Here is a 17,054-nt window from a genome sequence, read left to right on the forward strand (position 1 = left end):
AGCATGGCGCGGCCCTTACAGGTTTGGTCACCAGCAAGGAAAGGTCATGCGGGTCGGGGGGACAATCTGTTTTGATGATTTACGGACTTATAGCTTCGGCGTCGACACCTGTGGCGGCATTGCTCTCAGCTCCTCTCGGGAGGTTACCCGCAGGACGGCTGTCGAGATATCTTGCGCTGAGGCCTTCTCGGTCGGCATCGGTGCTCCTCCACTCTATGAATGCGATCTCAGGCATGCCCTTCTTGGGGTCGAAGCCGAGGGTGGTGTCCTTCCAGAACTGGACGGCGTCCTTGATCTGGGTCTTGGTTATGAACTTAGGGTTGAACGGGGCGGTTCAGGCAGTCTCGAACCCGAAGGAACTGTAGAGCGTCGGCAGTAAGCCGGCCAGGAAATTGTCGATCTTGACTGATAAGGCGTTGAGGAGTGTCACACCCTCCTTGAGGACCTTGGTCAACACGGCGCAGCCGCCGATGCCTCCGACACCCTGCTTATTGAAACACCCCCACGGGCGTGGGGAGGACTATGTCTTTCCTCGGCTCTCTACCGATGGCCAAAGAAACACCCCCGCTGGCGCGGGGAAGACTCCTCGGTCGAGATCTCCTGACCGTTGCTCTGGGAAACACCCCCGCGGGCGCGGGGAGGTCGTGATCACCTTTGTGTGCTTCGGAGTGCGGTTGGAAACACCCCCACGAGCGTGGGGAGGACGGCCTGCTGGTCCTGGAAGAATGCGGGACCTGGGAAACACCCCCACTGGAGTGGGGAAATCGTCGGCGCCTGCCAATCCTTGTACTCAGGGTCGGAAACACCCCCACAAGCGTGGGGAGGACCGGACTACCTCGCGCCCGTACACGCGGTCCCAGGAAACACCCCCACGGGCCTGAGAATGATAGCTTCCTGAACGCCTGGGCGCCCTTCTTCGAGGAAACACCCCCACGAGGGTGGGCAGGACCGAATCTCGGAACACACGGGGTTATAGTGGTCGGAAACACCCCCAGGGCGTGGGGAAGACGGTAGCTTGACCAGTCGCACGGACGCAGTGCGGGAAACACCCCCACGAGCATGGGGAGGACCACCACCTGGCACAGAAGCTCTGCTGCGACTTGGAAACACCCCCACAGCGTGGGGAGGACATATCCACAAGCAGTGGCGCATCCGGCGTCTCGGAAACACCCCCACAGTCGCGGGGAGGACTAGCAGCGGATCGTTTCATGATGGGCACCAGGGGAAACACCCCCACGGGAGTGGGGAGGACGGATTCGTGGCCTCGACTTTGTCCCGCGTCTGGGAAACACCCCCACGGGCGTTGGGAGGACGTGTCATCCACCGCAGGCGTCTATGTCGTCTCGGAAACACCTCCAGGGGCATAAATTTGAATCCGTTACGACTTCAAGAGAGTTAGTGACCTGAATGACTTTTAACAGAAAATCCCAATACCTGCCCAGATACTTGAAACGCGCTTGGCTGTCACGCTAGACGACGTTGCACCGGAATCCCTTTCACCGCCCTAGCTGCCAGGCTTCTGGCGGGCATTGCCGGCTGTCCGCTGCGGATCATCTCAGGTTACCCTGCTGATAGCAGAGTTGCGATAATTAGTGAACAAGAGGGCGAATCACTCGCTACTTGCCGTCATCCTCCTTGAGCAAATAGAACTCAGCCTGATCAGATACGCTGTCAAAACCGTTATTTTTCAGATGATCGACAAGCGCCCCCATTCGTCAAGCGACTAAGGCCGTGGCCTGGCCTAGATTGCTCAAACGCCGGGGTGCGATAGTCTGGATAATGAGTGTCTGCACGCACTCGGGCTTATCCATACAGGCCATCACTAAGGCCGCCGCCCAGCCAATGAACGTCCAAACCGCCATCACCTTGAGCTCGCCGATGGCGACATTGTGGGCTTATTAGGCCATGCCGCGACAAATAAGCGGGATAAAGTAGACCGCGACCACCAGCCACCTCTATGTCAGGGCGCGGCTACAATCTCTTCCAAGTCTAAAATGCAGTTCTTTGTATAGAAAATTCTCCGTTACTACCATAACTTACCCGATATACCTCAGGAACACCCTTTTCAACACTGGCTTCTATTTCAACGAGTCCTCCAGCGCATACCCCTGTAGCTTTTGCTGCTAACATTTGACGACCCAGTGGAAGATAAAATGTCACTTTTTCGCTCGGACCAATTTCAGCAACGGGCTCTCTATTTGCATAAACACGAGAGTCACATGCCGAACCTGACATACCACTATCCCGCTTCACAACAACCTGACCCATGCCCTCTTCTTGCATTTGGAACCGTTCATTCAGCACTTTAGATTGTGGCACTTCCAGAGCAGCGTCTGTTGGGACAGGCGTGGTTGCGCAGCCTGAAATTAAAAGTACAGATCCAAAGACTGCCGAATAAAATATTTTCATCCCCACCTCCAATTCATTATAAATTACCAAGAAAAACAATATCATAAATTGTTTTCACCATGCCAACCTTTACCCCTCAGCGGACCTAAACTAGGGGGAGGGTCAGCTCGTCTTTGCTCGCATCAGTGACAGAAACATCCCCACGGCCGTGGGGAGGACGTCCTGCCGATCCGCGCCATGACCTGGGAGCAGGAAACACCCCCACGAGCGTGGGGAGGACCCGCCGGGCGACCCCAACGTCGACGTAACCCTGGAAACACCCCCGCGGGCGCGGGGAAGACGGCAGCACCACGGCGTTCCAGAACAATGTCCAGGAAACACCCCCGCGGGCGCGGGGAAGACAGAATCGGGACAGAGGAAATGGACTCCACATCGGAAACACCCCCGCGGGCGCGGGGAAGACGACAGCGGCGACGCCACCACCTTCGAGGCCTCGGAAACACCCCCGCGGGCGCGGGGAAGACGACAGCGGCGACGCCACCACCTTCGAGGCCTCGGAAACACCCCCGCGGGCGCGGGGAAGACGCTCGCGTGAAGATCAAGGTGGCGGCGGAGATGGAAACACCCCCGCGGGCGCGGGGAAGACATCAGCAGGGCGACGGCACAGGGCAGCGACCTGGAAACACCCCCGCGGGCGCGGGGAAGGCGTGCCCTCTGCAATGCCATGCTGGTCGGCGATGGAAACACCCCCGCGGGCGCGGGGAAGGCGAGCGCCCCGGCTTGTAGCGGATGCCTGCGTAAGAAACACCCCCGCGGTCGCGGGGAAGGCTACATCGTCTGCCAGACGCGACACGATGCCGTGGAAACACCCCCGCGGTCGCGGGGAAGGCCTGCGAGCGTATCGCTCGAAAGACCCGCAGTGGGAAACACCCCCGCGGTCGCGGGGAAGGCGTCGGTCTGTACATCGCTGCGCAGGCCCATGGGGAAACACCCCCGCGGTCGCGGGGAAGGCTGCAGCCGGCTGTAGTAGGTCGCTGACGAGATAGAAACACTCCCGCGGTCGCGGGGAAGGCACGGTGAACTCGATAAATCGCCCGCTTGGCGCAGAAACACCCCCGCGGTCGCGGGGAAGGCCGCGTCAGGTTTCGGCTTTCCTTCTTCCAGGGGGAAACACCCCCGCGGGCGCGGGGAAGACCTGCGGGCGTATCGGAGCAAAGATCCGCAGTGGGAAACACCCCCACCTGCGTGGGGAGGACGGCGCCTACGCCGATACCGTGGAGCGCGTCGAAGAAACACCCCCGCGGGTGCGGGGAAGGCAGGCGGTCGAAGATGCCGGTCACCAGGTCGTGAGAAACACCCCCGCGGGTGCGGGGAAGGCGCTCGCCAGGAGCAGAAAGCAACGCGCCAGGGGGAAACACCCCCGCGGGCACGGGGAAGACGGCACGAACACGACTTACGCCCCGGTGCACCAGGAAACACCCCCGCGGGCGCGGGGAAGACAGCGCCTGGCGGTCGTGCTTGCCGACGCGCTCGGAAACACCCCCACGGGCGTGGGGATGACTGCAGGTTGCCGGTGGTGTCGGTCACCTGCTTGGAAACACCCCCACGAGCATGGGGGATTCATGGCATAGATTCTTAAAGAACAGGGTCAAGCAATGGTCACGGCTGCCAGTCCTGAACGGTCACCCGTCGATCCCGGTAGCGCTTGTCGGTGCCGAACTGTAGGGGCACGTCGTTCAGGGTCAGCACCTCCCCCTCGTGCTCGCCCTCCTGGACTCGGAAGCTGAAGGCTCGCTGCTTGCTCCTGGCCAATTCCCGGGCATGTTCGACCGACTCGTCGACCGTGGGGAACTGCCCCTGGTAGATGAGCTCGGTGGGCACGCAGTGCTTACGACCGAGGTAGAGATCCCAGGCCGGTGCCACCAGCGCCTGGCCGATCTCCCCGGCCAGGTCGGCGGGCACCTGAAGCGCCACGGCGAACGCCATGTCCTGGAGCGCGTAGCGGTAGGTCATCTTGGTGCCACCGCCCACGGCCTTCTTGCCCTCGGCCGTCTTGGGCACCATCAGGCTCTCCCAGGGATCCTCGGTGTCATAGCCGCTGCCCACCATGTGGAAGTCCCTGAGCAGCGGTGGCCTGGGCTGGGGGTTGCCGTTGAGATCGGTCGGGACATAGGCCTCGACGTGCATCTCCCCGGCCGCCAGCCGTGCCAGCAGGTCGCGCTGCTCACCGCCGGCACCCAGGGCGCAACAGATCAGGCCCAGGACCCCGGAACGGGTCGGGAAGTCCAGGGTATCGCGGCGCCCGAAGCGGGAGTCATGCCCCCAGGCCTGGAGCGGGGCCTCCAGCCACAGCAACAGATACGGATCACTCATGGTCACCTCAGGCCGCCTGGTCGTCGAGGCGGTCCACGTGACCCTGCAGGGCGGCACTCAGGTCGTCCAGACTGAAGGCCTCGTCGTCGCCCCAGCGGTAGTCACCCTGCTTGCCGAACAGCGAGCCGACCATCTTTTCTTTCTGGTCGAGGTAGTCGTTCAGGGCTGCCTTGCTGGGCGCTAGGTAGCCGTCTCCCTGGGCCTTGATGGGGGCCTCGAAGGGCACCTGCAGCCGCTGGCCACGCCGGACCATTACCCGTGCGTAGTCCCAGGGGCTGGCGCCTGACATGGTGGCCTGGCGGGCATCGGGGATGGCCACGAATAGCGCCTTGGTGAAGGCATCGATGGCCGTCTTGAGCTGGTCGGCCTCCAGGCTCTGCGCCAGCTGCCCCAGATCCAAGCTGATGTAGCGGTAGTAGGTCGCCGCATTGAACTCGAGGCTGCCCATGTGGGAAGAACCGGGCTCACTGGCGTGGTCATCCAGGGCTGTGAAGAACTCCACCTCGTTGTTGACCTTGTGGGTCGAGATAGCATGGGAGAAGGCACTCGCGGCCTCGACGTTCAGTTCCGGCGCCTTGGCGACCATGCGCCCGAACAGGGCGATGTCGAGGGCGTCCATGGCCGGGTTCATCACCTTCTTGGCGAGCTTGAACAGCTCCTTGTCCTTGATCTTGCCGGCATCGAATTCTTGCTCGGCGGCATGGCCCGCGAACGCCTGGGCCTCGCTGTCGCTGATGAACAGCAGGGTGTCATCCGTCAGGCTGTCGGCCATCGCCTTGCCACAGGCCTCGGCGGCCTCCTCGCTGGCGCCCCGCGTTCGGCAGGCCTCGGCCAGCAACGCCGTCACCTTCTTGGTGCGGGTCCCCATGGGAACCCCCAGCTCGCGCAGGGCCAGCCTCACCTGGCGCTTCCAGCACTGCGAGCTGACCCGGGCACGGGTCACCCCGCCGATGCGCGCCGTCTTGGGTGCGCCGACATCATCCCGGTTCAGGCAGGAGACCGGAAAGGACTGCAGGATATGGAATTCGATACGGGTGTTCCGAAACGGTTGGGTCATGAGACAACATCCTTATCTGGGTCGGGTGAGGGCTTATTCCGCGAAGGGGCTGTCGAGGACAGGGACGATCTGCAGCAGGCCGCAGCCGAAGGCCCGCGCTCGGCCGATGCCTCGTGCGAAGCTCTGACGGAATTGCTGCGCGTCCGTGACCTCCAGGACGCCGCGCAGGTGGGCCTTGGCCACGGTGATCGTCCGGTCCTGCTTGCCCTGGAACTGCTCGACATCGACACGGCCAAGCTCAAGCGTGGAGGGTAGGGCCCGGAACCCCCAACTGGGCTCGCAGCGCTCGAGAAACCACTCGGTGATGGCCTCGCGCCCTTTCACCGGGAGGCGTTTGCCGGTGGCGTTCTCGCGACGGGTGGGATTGATCGCCACCTGGAACTGGTAGCGCGGGTGATCGAGGAAGCCCGCCGGGATGGGTTTGCACTGCACTTCCCCGAGGCGCTCCTCCTCGACCGGGATGCCATCGGCCGGCTTCCGGTCGGAGAGCATCATCACCTGTCGCCCCAGGCGGTTGCCGCCCTTGTCGGCATAGACGATCCCGCTGGGGGTGTGACCCTGCTTGTCGGCCTGGCTGCGCACGTCGTCAAAGAGGCTGTAGACGACCCGATGCAGCGAGTAGGGGTCGGTGATCTTGAGGGCCTGAATGGCATGCCGGTCGAGATGCAGGACGCTGGCGTAGAGCGTTGGCTGGCTCATTGACTCGCCTCCCCGGCCTCAGGCGCGCCACTCTCCACGCTTCCCTGGGGGCGATGATAAAAGTCCTGTGCCCAGCGGGCTCGTGTCCGTTCCCCTGAGCTATGGAACCACAGCAGCTCCTCCAGCAGGCTTGCGTAGTTGAGCACCGCGCCCTGCTTGGAGTGGATGAGCATCAGCACCGGACGTATCACGCTGCAGAGCTCTTCGACTTCCTCGCAGGCCAGCAGACGACGCAGGCGCGCCTTCGCGGGAGAACTCTCGGCGCCCCCCTCGTAGCACCTGGCCAGCGCCGTGCCCAGTGAGAGGCGGCCGTTGCGCTCGGCCTTGGCCCGGGTCATGGCCGCTGCCACCGTGGCATAGGGAAGCCGCTGAGAGGGCCACTCCAGCTCGACGCCAAACTGGGCCAGCACCTCCCAGCTCTGGTATTCCGTGGCCGGGTTGTCGGCCCGGCGAAGCCTCGCGGCCAGGCCCTTGTCATGCTGAGTGCGTTCCAGAAGGTAACTGACGAAGCGCTCAGCCCTCCTGGGACGCGCTGGGGTGCTCTGTTCCATCATGCCTCCTGGGGCTCAGTGGGTGTCTGCCGGGGCGAGTCGAGATAAGTACCGGGTCGAGGCTGGCGACGGGCCCATACCTCAAGCTGGCGCGCGGTCTCCCGCGGGGCACACTGTTCGAAGCAGTTGGTGACGTGGCCGAAGAACCGCCGACGCAGTGCCCGTCGCATGGCGGCACCTTCCTCGCCGGGGTCACAGTGTTCGGTCAGCGCGGAAAAGTCTCGTTCGCATAGCTGCCAAAAGAGGTGGCTGGCGCGATCTGCCTGGGCGGCTGCCATGTCCGGGGTCGCCTTGAGGTCACGGTAGTAGTCCCGCACACAGGCGTAGAGCTTCCGGCTGAGCTGCTCCAGGCCGGCCATCTCATGCTTGAGGTTGTCGAGCCAGTCGGCGCCAAGGTCGCTCCCCTGCAGCCAGACCATGGACTCGAGGAAGTCATCGGCCTGCTTCACCGACTGGTCACCGGAGTTGGCGCTGACCTTGAGCCCCCCGGTCCAGATACACAGCGACTCGCCGAGGTCGCGCATGCGACTGACGCCCTGTTGCAGTCCCAGGCTCTCGAACCCCGAACGCTCGCTCAGGGAGAGGAAGTCGAGGAAGGCATGCAGTTCCCGCCACGGCTTGCGGTCGAGGTTCACGTACTTGACCTTGATGTCCTTGCCGCTCTGGTCGAGCAGCAGGGAAGGCTCGAACCAGCCCTCCTTGATGCCGGGATAGTTGATCCCGTCGAGGTAGAAGATGCCGCCCTCCTGGAGCAAGGCGAATCGCGACAGGGCCACCAGGCAGCTCTGGTAGCTGCGCTTCAAGGCCTCGGCACGGTCGTCCTCCTCATGGGCCGGCATGGCCTCCCAGACGGGGCGACCCACGCCCTCGGGCCAGCGGTTGGCGGCAGCGATGGCCTCCCGGGTCATCAGGTTGATCCAGAGGTCGCGGCGCAGGTCACCCGTCGTCACCAAGGTGTGCAGTTGCCCCGTCCACCCTCCGAGGCTCGGGCCGGCCGGCGCGCTGTAGCGGTTGCCCAACGCCCGCCCCGCCAGGGAGGTCAGGTCGCCCTCGACCCGTTTCCCACCGAAGGCGAAGTTCATCAGGGTCACCAGGAAGACCGCCTGATCCGCGTCGTCCATGGGCTTCTCGAACAGGGTGTGCGAGAGCAGGGTATTGTTGGCCGAGGGCATATCGGGATAGAAGCCCGCCCCCAGCGAGCGCGGCTGTCCCGAGGCGATGGCCTCCTCGCGTTTGCCCTTGGTCTTGGCGGCCTCGAGCCTGCGCTCGGTGCGCTCGGCGATGCAGTCCGCCACGGCTGGCACCTGCAGGAAGGGACGCTCACCCTGCAGGTAGAAGCTGCCGTGCCACTCCTCCAGGTAGTCCAGGCAGCGGGCGGACAGCCCCTCCACCCCCCGTTCGGCCCATTCGGCCTCGTCATCGGGCGTGCAGGCTGCCTGGGCGATGGAGAGCAGCAGCTTGGTCAGCGCCAGCTTCTGGATGGGGTTGCCGCCCAGGGCTCGCAGGTCGGGTCGGGCGAAGACCTCCCGCAGGCTGACTCGGCCGACGTCGGCCACCGGGATCCAGGGCTCGTCGATCAGGTTGAAGCGGTTCTCCATATGTTCAGTCCTTGTCGCGGATGGCCTGGAAGCCCAGGTCCTCTCGGTAGGCAAGCCGGTAGCGGTCATGCGCCGGCTCCCCGCTCAGTCCCGTCAGGGTGCCCGCCTCGTCCACCAGGGCTACCCTCAACAGGGCCTCGTCGGCCTCCGGCTGGCCCAGGTAGAAACAGTGATGGAAGCCGTGGTGACGCAGCGTGCTGAGGGCGGTCGTGGCCGGTGCGTGGTAGATCGGGACACGGACCTGCTGGCGCGTCAGGGCCGCACTGAGGTCACGCCACTGAGACCTGCTCAACGTGTGGCGATCCCAGGGCAGCCAGTGCTGCTCGCCATCCAGCAGGACCAGTTGGGTGCCCCGTCGCCCGGTATCGGGGATAACGTCGCGGAGCAACAGCACCTCCACCGAGTCGATGTCACTGTAGCGGGTACCGGCCTTGTGCTCTGCCAGGGTCTTGCCACCCTCGGCCAGGGCGCCTCGTGCCAGCTGCTCCATGGCTCGCCGCCCCGTGCGCCGACGATTGCCTTCCTGCAGCTCTCGGTACCAGCGCGCCATGTCGCCGACCTCCTCCCGGCTGGCGTAGGTGGCATCGATCAGGGGGCGGATGTCGTCGGGAAGGGTGACCGCCTCTCGGCCCAGCCACAGCTCGAGGCTGCGACACAGCACATAGGGGCTGTAGACGGCCGCTGTGACGCCGAAGGCGCTATCGGGCTGGGCGATGGCCGGCGCCAGCTCCGGCGCCAGCAGCCAGGCCTCCTGGAGGCTCCCTGCGGGCCTGGGCGTGTCCTCGTGGCGCCACAGCCTCCCTAGTCGCTGGAGGAGCATGTCGGTCGGGCAGAAACGGCTGACTAGGAAGTCGGCGTCGATGTCGAGCGACTGCTCCAGCACCTGGGTCCCGACCAGCAGCCGCCCGGTGCTGGTTCGCTCCTCCCATGCCTTGTTGCCGTAGAGGGTCACCCAGGTGTCCTCCCGAGCCGAGCGGTGCTGGGGCGTGAAGCGGGAGTGCAGCAGCCCGACCTCGAGCCCCAACTCCGCCGACCTCGCGGCCAGGACACGGAAGCGCTCCTGGGCCTCCCCCACGGTGTTCTCGATCCAGAGCACCTGCTGCCCGGCTTCCGCCCTCGATAGGGCCTCCTCGATAGCCACCTCGTCCCGATCCACCAGGTTCACGGCGACCGATTTCGCGGGAGGCTTGGGCAGAGCGACCTCGACAGGATCGCCTGCGGCCGGACACGCGGTAATGAGGGGGTAAGGGTTGTTTTCGACTTCGACCCCCAGCAACTGCTGGCGACGCTCGCGCGCCAGGGTCGCCGTCAGGATGATCACGGTGCAGCCGGCCTCGCGCAGGAAGCCAATCAGCGCGTCCAGCAAGGTTCCGGTATAGGCATCGTAGGTGTGCACCTCGTCCAGGATGACGACCTTGCCGGCGAGGCCAAAGGCCCGGACGAAGCCATGCTTGACGTTCATGACCGCCATCAGTGCCTGGTCCAAGGTGCCCACGGCGAAGGGTGCCAGCAGCCCCCGCTTGGCCTGGTTGAACCAGGCTCCCCCGGGGCGTCCTTCCTCCCCCATCTCGGTCTCGACGAGCCAGGCAAGGCCGTGCAGCAGCAGTCCCCGGTGAGGGGCACCGGGGGGCAGGATCGCGTCCAGGAAGGCGTTGAAACGGGTATAAATCCGGTTGGACGTCAGCTGGGTGGGGAGCGCGAAGTAGACGCCGCTCGCCTGTCCCTGGGCCAGCTGCTGGTAGGCAACGTAGAGCGCTGCCTCGGTCTTGCCCATCCCCATCGGCGCCTCGAGCAAGTAGACACCGGGGTGACTGGCCACCTCCGCGAGCCGAGTCTGGGCCGCATTGGGGTGAAACGGGAAGATGTCCCCGAAGGCCAGGTCCGGTGTGACCGTTACAGGGAGGAACCCCGCCTCCTCGATGGCCTGGCCGACGCGCGGCTTCCAGTCGGCGGCGGGGTCCTCGAAGAACTGGCCCGAGCCGATCCAGTCGGCCACCGTGGTAAGGCCTGCGAGCACACGCGCCTGGGTGGGCGTCAGCGACTCGGGCCACTCGCTCTGCAAGGCGCTTTTGAGAGCCTCCACCAGGCGCTCCCGCTCCCCTTGCCAGGGAGGACCACCAAACCGGTCATCTTGGGCGCGCTTGTCGGCCACCGGGGGCGAGTAGCCATGATGCTGCCCCAGGACCTCGGGGATCCGGGCCGGCACCTTCATGGCCTTGGCGGCCACCTGGCTGACGCCGGCATGTCCTCCCCATTGACGCTCAAGCCCTGGATCGACGTTGGCCAGCGACGGATGGGAGTGGGTCCCTCGCCCCGCAGCGCGATAGAGCTTCTCCACAAAGGTGGGGCTGACCTTGCCGATGTCGTGGCAGGCGGCCACCAGTTCGGCACCGTTGGGAAAGAGGTGGGCTTTAAGGGGGGCGCCATAGCGGGTCACGAGGGCCCTCGCGACCTCGCCCACGATCTGGCAGTGGTTGAAGACGTTGCGTCCACAGGTGACATTGCCAGCATCGGTCACGAAGGTCTTGGCGGGGCACTGCTCATAGGGAACGGCGGGGAGCGAGGCTACCTTGGCTCTCGTCGGTGGTCGCCGCATGCAGAAGAACTCCACTCTCTGGACCGGAGCTGAAAGTGCCAGCTATCCAGCCAGTGAGACGCAGGGAAGCGGTGGAGTCAACCAGGCTTACATCAACTATCGCTTATCTCTTACATCCAGCGGTGGGCTTCTGGTCCATGCTTGAGGCGGGTGTCGCCGGAAGTTTTCAGCACAGCTGTCTAATAGCTCGCAGCACCCTATGGCTTCAGGGATGATACCTCGCCACGGATGGCACCCAGCAGGACAGGCACACGGACTGCGGAGGCTTGTCGCCCCCTCCCTTCCCTTCACTGCAGCAGACTTACCAAGCTGGCCCTTTGCTGACGCTTTTCATGGAACAGTCGCTCGAGCTCTGCCAGGCGCTTCTCCAGGGCGGCGATGTCACGGGCGTTTTGCTTCAGCTGTTCATGGAACATGACGTAGTCCTCCTCCAGTTGCCGGGTATAAAGAAATTATGATTCCGCCTCAGGTCGCGCAATGTGAATTGCCTCGTTTTTGAGGACACCTCCAGGCCCTCTTGATCTTGACAGCTTGGTGCTTGATGCACCTCCGGCCTACTCCGCAGTAAACCTTAGTCGAATCTTAGGGCTCACCAAGCCTTACCAGACCCTTGACATAACCTTGTGATTTGGTCGCCATAAAGGCTGGGAAAGCAGCCCCACCGGTTGGTATCGGGATGCTATGGCTCAGGGAGGGGGTTCAAGGTCTATGGATTACACATTAAGAAACCCTAAGTTCGCCGGCAATGGCAGCCAGAGTCATGCCGGCTTCCCGCATTGCATTGGCACGAGGTCGCAGCTATGCAGAACGGGCCCTAGTAGCAAGCATGCATGAGGTATTGGTGGGCTGATCGAGACGGTTGAGTCCGTCGCCATGCGCCAGCAAGAGGGCCGTCCTAATGAGTTCGCTGACGCTGGCATCCTGCAGTTCTGCTTCCACAGTGAGAACGCCAACAAGGCGCTCAGGAAGGCGGATGCCGATCTGGGCATCGTATCTCTCGGCGACATGGATGACACTAGAGGGCTTCTGGAGATAGCCCATGATCGCCTCCCGGGCCGCTCTAGAGATTGATCCGGTAGAGTCGAGCCGCTGCTTTAGCAATCCGGGCACTTTGACGCCGACATGTGCATCCACAGGCACATTGAATCCAGTGCCGGTGCGCCCATCGCGGATTGAGTCGGCGGCGTTTTCAGCGGCGGTACCCAACTCCACATGCATCGGGCTAATGCACGACGGATTGTGGCAAAGGTGCCGAGCCTGCTGGCCGGCAATCTCCTCGTGAGTCACTCCATTCGCAAGGCAGTAGGCAGCACGATGAACTCGAACCCTTCCGCCGGTTTCATCAGAGTAGGCGATGCCGTAGCCCCGGGCGTTGCGGGCCTTGGGCCAAAGGAGGCATGGCGTATCCAGATCGATCTTCGTGAGACTCTGGATGACCCACCTGCTCCCTGCCCTTGTGATCTTGCCAGCCCCTTCGAAAGCGATCTTGTTCATGACAACGACTCCTCGTCGGCAGGACGGATCGCATAGAGGCGAGGACGCTGACCCCGGATCCTGAGCTTCGTAGACCTTGCGCTCCCATCGCGCTCGACTATCCAGCCGGCAGCGTCAAGAGCGTCCAGCCCCCGGCGGGTATCGAATCCGCCCAGTGCTTCCTTGAGACCCTCGCGGTTGAAGAAGTAGACCCGTCCATTGACATCATCACGCCACCAGCCGGTCCGGTTGTTCACGGGGTGCGTTGCCTCAATATAAGAGAAGCGTGAGTCACCATGCTTCTCAAGGAAGCCGCGCACGTTGGCCAGGATCTTCTGGTGCTCGGTCTGGGTACCACCCTGGCCCTTCTTCCAGGTGTCGAAGGCCAGGATGGCAGCCTCCAGTGCGTCGCCCTTCTGCCAGCCGGTGAGCCCGTACTCGGTCGCCAGCTCACCCGCGAGGGCGATAAGCGCCAGCGTCGAGGCGGCTCGCCCCTGGAAGGGATTGGTTGAATCGAATTGCCCGGCAAGGCAGGCCACTTCACCAGCCAGATCACGTTCTTCGTGAACCAGGCGCTCGACGAAGGCGGGGCCGAGAGTGCCGTAGCACCGCCTTACCGCTTCCTTGAGGTGGTCGCTGAGGGCTCGACCATCGGGCAGGTGGTGCAGGGTGTCGAATACACCATGCTGGCGCTGGACAGGAACGTTGAGGAGCCGAGCGGCCTGACCGGTATTGGGCCTCTTCTCAGCCTCGATCATCTGAGCCTCGAGGGTGCGCTCGCCACTGCTCAAGATCGCCAAGCGCCACCGCTGCGGCTGTTTCGCGGTACCGGTGCGAGTAGCTCGGGTCTTGCCGACCCCGTTCCCCAGGGAGTAGATCATCGACCCGATCTCCCGACCGTCGGCCTCGCCGATCTCGTCGAGAATCAGTGCCGTATCGCTCAGGGCTGCCGCGATGCCCTCCAGTCCGTTGCCAGTAGCACGCCAGGTGCGCTTGAAGTCGGGGCCTCCCCAGACGCTCGCCGCGGCCTCCAGGCAGGTGGTCTTGCCGCAGGATGAGTCACCAACAAAGTGAATGCCGGCGGTCTCTCGGTGGGCTAGGTGAAGCAGAGGCCCCGCGAGCGCCGCCGACACTGCCAGCACCGGCATCGGGTTCCCCCGGCACAAGATGCCAATTTCTTGGCGCCAGTTCTCCAGGGTGCCGGCTGCGGTGTATTCGTCCGTGGCGTGCTCGGCCTGGAAGGTGATCTTTTCGCCCAAGTTGCCCGGCATGATGGTCTTCCTGGGCAACACGAAGGCCCGGCTACCTTCAAGGTCGTGCCAACCGACACGGGTAGCAGCGATCACATGACGCTCGGGTTCTGCCTGCGCCAGCCACTCGTTCAGCCGCTTGTGGGCATTGGGATTGAGGCGAAGGCCCATGCTGAGCAGCTCACCTCGCAACTCTTCACCGCTGCCCTTGAGCATGGCCATCGGTACCGCCCACTGGCGCCAGGGCCCTCGAGCCGGCTTGAAGCGAAGCAGGAGCCCGTGGTTATCGCCTCGCTCGTCGCAGCTTGCGGCCAAGGCTTCGATGGGCCCGCAGACCCAGGCGTCGAACGGCTCGGGATCGCCGCTCTTGGACGGCCTCAGGCCGTGGAAATACAGGCCGGGCTTCCCGAACTTCGTCGCTATGGCGTAATTCGCGAAGAAAGGACGGTTTTCCTTGGGAGACTTTTGGCGAGCGTCGGTGCTATAAGGAGACTCTGCTTTGATCTTTTCGATGTTGCTCAAATTGGCAGCCCGGCCCCCACCGGGCTGTTTTTCATTTGCGCCCATGTCACGCCTCCAGGTGCTTCAAGTGGGCATCGGCGAACGTCTCGCAGCAGCCGCAAGACGGCACGATTCGGCTGGCCCGAATCAAGAAAGCAGCCTCCTCTGCCACCTCGCCTTCACCGACTACGACGATCTCCACCGTATCCGGCAGATTCTTCCGCAGCGACTTAACGATCTCGGGCAGATCCGCAGGCTTCCAGGCGCCAACAACAGGGCGCTGGGTGATCTCGTGCAGAGTCGAGGCCTCGAGCCAGCCCGCACAGGCATAGACGCGGCCCACGCCAGCCAGAAGGCCATCGAGATACTCGGTCTCAGGCCCTACCAGATCTCCGATCTCGGGTTTCTCCGGGCGGCTGAATACCACCATCAAGCCATTGCCGCCTATCTCGCGGCGCCGCGTGCCTCCGTGGGGAGAATTTTCCTCGATGTGCACAAGGCTTTCGAAACCCTCGGGGAAAACGTGGAGGAGGTTCACAAGGTCGTACCGGGTCGGCATCGGCGTCAGGGTGGGGTCGCGATACAGCGGCACCAGAAGCGTATCCTGGAGCTGCCGCATTCCGTGCGGGCTGATCTTCCTGTCCACGAGTACGGGGTGTCCAGGGTCGGCCTGCGATGCTCCATCCCAAAGATCGTTCGCCTTCTCGGCTGCAATTGCCTGGAACGCCTGTCCTCGACTCATTGGGCACCTCCTTCGACTGCGTTGGACTCAACCCATGCGTCGAGGTCCTCGATCCGGTACATCACTCGTCGACCGAGGGTGATATGAGGCGGGGCGGTGTTGCCACACAGGCGCTTGCTCCACCTGCTCTGGTTCACTGAGTTCGGACTGAGCCCCAGGTACGCGGCGGCCTCGCCGGTGGAAAGGTAGCGCTTCGGGACGGTTTCAGCGGATGACATGTGCGTGGCTCCTTGTTCGAGGAGCCAGCGGGCGGGAGTGATTGACAGGTGTTCAAAGAAATATGTATCCTCACCTGAGATGCTCAAAGCATCTGCGAATCACATCGCCTGCTGGCGGTGATGGGCTTATGACCTTGGTGCTTGGCGGCTGATGGGTCATAGGCCTGTTTGTGCTGGGCACTTATCCAGTAGCCAGATAAAACTAACACGTCCCGGCGAGCTTGCCATCTTGATAACCTCGGTTGTGCACCCATTCTTTCAAGCCCTGATCGGAACGACCTTCTCGCCGCCTCGGGCTACCTGGTGCTCGATCAACTCCCCCCATGCCTGCCACGCCTTCCGCTGCTCCTCGGCATAGTCGTGCCGCTGGTACACGCCGACCAGCGGGTTCTCGTGCGCATGGTTCAAGACAAGCTCGATCACGTGGGGCTGCACGCCGCAGTGCTTCGCCATGCCGGTCGCCACGCTGCGACGCAGGTCGTGGGCGGTGAAGCTCGGGATCTCGAGAGCCCTGCGGAGACGCTGGACAGCCTTGGTCGGCGCGTCGGTACTCATCGGGTCACCGAATCTGCCAATGAAGACGCGGTCGCCCTTTCGCGGGAGTGCGTCGAGGATGCCGATGGCCAGGCCAGGAAGGTAGACGGTCTGCCCTCGATGAGCCTTGGTGTCAGCCGCCGGGATCGTCCAGACGCCGGCCTCAAGGTCCAAGTCCTCCCATCGCATCGCCACCAGCTCGCCCCGCCGCTGGCCGGTCAGGATCAGCATCTTGAGAGCCGCAGCCACGGACGGATGCAGCATCGTGCCGTCGATCTCACGCCACAGAAGGCTCAGCTCTGCGATGCTCAGAACGCGCTCTCGAGGCCGGTCGCGGGTGGCGCCGACCTTGGAGGGCTGGATGCCGGCGGTCGGGTTCTCTTCGATCTGCCCACGCGCCTCAGCGAAGTCGAACATGGCTCGCAGCATCGAGAGGCACTTCCGGGCATCTGCTCGAGATCCCTCGGCGATGGTGGCGATCTCCACGCTCACGAGCTTGCGGATCATGGATCGGACCAGCAGGTCGCCTAGGGGTTTCTTCAGGTAACGGTTCCAACGCCAGCGATGCAGCTTCACCGTGTCTTCAGACGGCGGACGGCGGGTCGATCCTGTAGGCGCGGTCGAGTAGATCGGCAGCCAGGCGTCGAACAGCTCACCCATGGTCCAGGCGGCCAGGTTCTCGGCCCTCTGCTGGCGCTGCTGGCGCTTGGGGTTGATACCCTCGTGAAGCAGTCCGTGCGCCTCCCCATGCGCCTGACGGGCCTCCTGAAGCCCCATAGTTGGATATCTACCCAGCTTGAGGCTGTCGGCCTTCCCGCCGAATCGGTAGCGGTGGTACCAGGCCTTCGACCCAGTAGGCGTGACTCGAAGCGCCAGCCCCCCTCCATGGGGCGATGACACGGCTTGCCAGTACACCTTATCCCGAGGCTTGAGTGCTGCGAGCTGGCGATCAGTAGTCAGCATGGGGCACCTCCAGTTCGGCAGGGGTGGCCCCTATGGAAATCCAGAGGGGCCACCCGGGGGCCGGCTGTAGCCCGCGTCCTAGAGCCTCTGGCCCATGTGGCCCATGCGGCCCACCTGAAAACGATATGGGTGGAGGTGAATTCTGAGCGA

General features: G+C 63.7%; 14 protein-coding genes. 1 reads left to right on the forward strand and 13 read right to left on the reverse strand.

What is annotated here, in order from left to right:
* Positions 1-379, forward strand: a 379-nt coding sequence (locus tag DFP85_RS19005; RefSeq protein WP_208108547.1) for a hypothetical protein, incomplete at its 5' end; no start/stop codon positions are given.
* Between the two features lie 1,610 nt (positions 380-1,989).
* Here DFP85_RS19005 and DFP85_RS18030 read toward each other — a convergent pair.
* The 13 genes from DFP85_RS18030 to DFP85_RS18085 all read right to left on the reverse strand — a co-directional run bounded on the left by DFP85_RS18030 (position 1,990) and on the right by DFP85_RS18085 (position 16,904).
* Positions 1,990-2,454 carry a hypothetical protein gene (locus DFP85_RS18030; RefSeq protein ID WP_133637801.1) on the reverse strand — a complete coding sequence of 155 codons (465 nt, stop codon included), beginning with the start codon at positions 2,452-2,454 and terminating at the stop codon, positions 1,990-1,992.
* 1,554 nt (positions 2,455-4,008) lie between these two features.
* Complete coding sequence (cas5e, locus tag DFP85_RS18035) at positions 4,009-4,722, reverse strand: type I-E CRISPR-associated protein Cas5/CasD (protein ID WP_133637802.1); 714 nt, start codon at positions 4,720-4,722, stop codon at positions 4,009-4,011.
* A 7-nt stretch (positions 4,723-4,729) separates the two neighbouring features.
* Positions 4,730-5,779 (reverse strand): type I-E CRISPR-associated protein Cas7/Cse4/CasC, encoded by a 1,050-nt coding sequence (gene cas7e, locus DFP85_RS18040; RefSeq protein ID WP_133637803.1) that lies wholly within the window; start codon positions 5,777-5,779, stop codon positions 4,730-4,732.
* Positions 5,780-5,812: 33 nt separating this feature from the next.
* Positions 5,813-6,478 carry a type I-E CRISPR-associated protein Cas6/Cse3/CasE gene (gene cas6e, locus DFP85_RS18045; RefSeq protein ID WP_133637804.1) on the reverse strand — a complete coding sequence of 222 codons (666 nt, stop codon included), beginning with the start codon at positions 6,476-6,478 and terminating at the stop codon, positions 5,813-5,815.
* On the reverse strand, positions 6,475-7,029 hold the full coding sequence (gene casB / locus DFP85_RS18050; protein ID WP_133637805.1) for a type I-E CRISPR-associated protein Cse2/CasB: 555 nt from the start codon (positions 7,027-7,029) through the stop codon (positions 6,475-6,477). Before casB ends, cas6e begins: the two co-directional genes overlap by 4 nt.
* Entirely contained in the window at positions 7,029-8,627 is a 1,599-nt protein-coding gene (casA, locus tag DFP85_RS18055) for a type I-E CRISPR-associated protein Cse1/CasA (protein WP_166644664.1), read from the reverse strand. Before casA ends, casB begins: the two co-directional genes overlap by 1 nt.
* 4 nt (positions 8,628-8,631) lie before the next feature.
* Entirely contained in the window at positions 8,632-11,223 is a 2,592-nt protein-coding gene (gene cas3, locus DFP85_RS18060) for a CRISPR-associated helicase Cas3' (protein ID WP_133637807.1), read from the reverse strand.
* 287 nt (positions 11,224-11,510) lie between these two features.
* Complete coding sequence (locus tag DFP85_RS19250) at positions 11,511-11,639, reverse strand: hypothetical protein (protein ID WP_279512955.1); 129 nt, start codon at positions 11,637-11,639, stop codon at positions 11,511-11,513.
* A gap of 382 nt (positions 11,640-12,021) precedes the next feature.
* Positions 12,022-12,717, reverse strand: coding sequence for an HNH endonuclease family protein (locus DFP85_RS18065; protein WP_133637808.1), 696 nt, complete (start codon positions 12,715-12,717; stop codon positions 12,022-12,024).
* Positions 12,714-14,513, reverse strand: coding sequence for a DUF927 domain-containing protein (locus tag DFP85_RS18070; RefSeq protein WP_133637809.1), 1,800 nt, complete (start codon positions 14,511-14,513; stop codon positions 12,714-12,716). The genes DFP85_RS18065 and DFP85_RS18070 overlap by 4 nt, the downstream gene beginning before the upstream one ends.
* A gap of 1 nt (position 14,514) precedes the next feature.
* Entirely contained in the window at positions 14,515-15,189 is a 675-nt protein-coding gene (locus tag DFP85_RS18075; protein ID WP_133637810.1) for a primase/helicase family protein, read from the reverse strand.
* Complete coding sequence (locus DFP85_RS18080; RefSeq protein WP_133637811.1) at positions 15,186-15,407, reverse strand: helix-turn-helix domain-containing protein; 222 nt, start codon at positions 15,405-15,407, stop codon at positions 15,186-15,188. The genes DFP85_RS18075 and DFP85_RS18080 overlap by 4 nt, the downstream gene beginning before the upstream one ends.
* A 258-nt stretch (positions 15,408-15,665) precedes the next feature.
* Positions 15,666-16,904: a tyrosine-type recombinase/integrase gene (locus tag DFP85_RS18085; RefSeq protein ID WP_133637812.1), complete on the reverse strand. Its 1,239-nt coding sequence runs from the start codon at positions 16,902-16,904 to the stop codon at positions 15,666-15,668.
* Positions 16,905-17,054 lie beyond the last annotated feature (150 nt).

Source organism: Halomonas ventosae (assembly GCF_004363555.1).
GTDB classification, from domain to species: domain Bacteria; phylum Pseudomonadota; class Gammaproteobacteria; order Pseudomonadales; family Halomonadaceae; genus Halomonas; species Halomonas ventosae.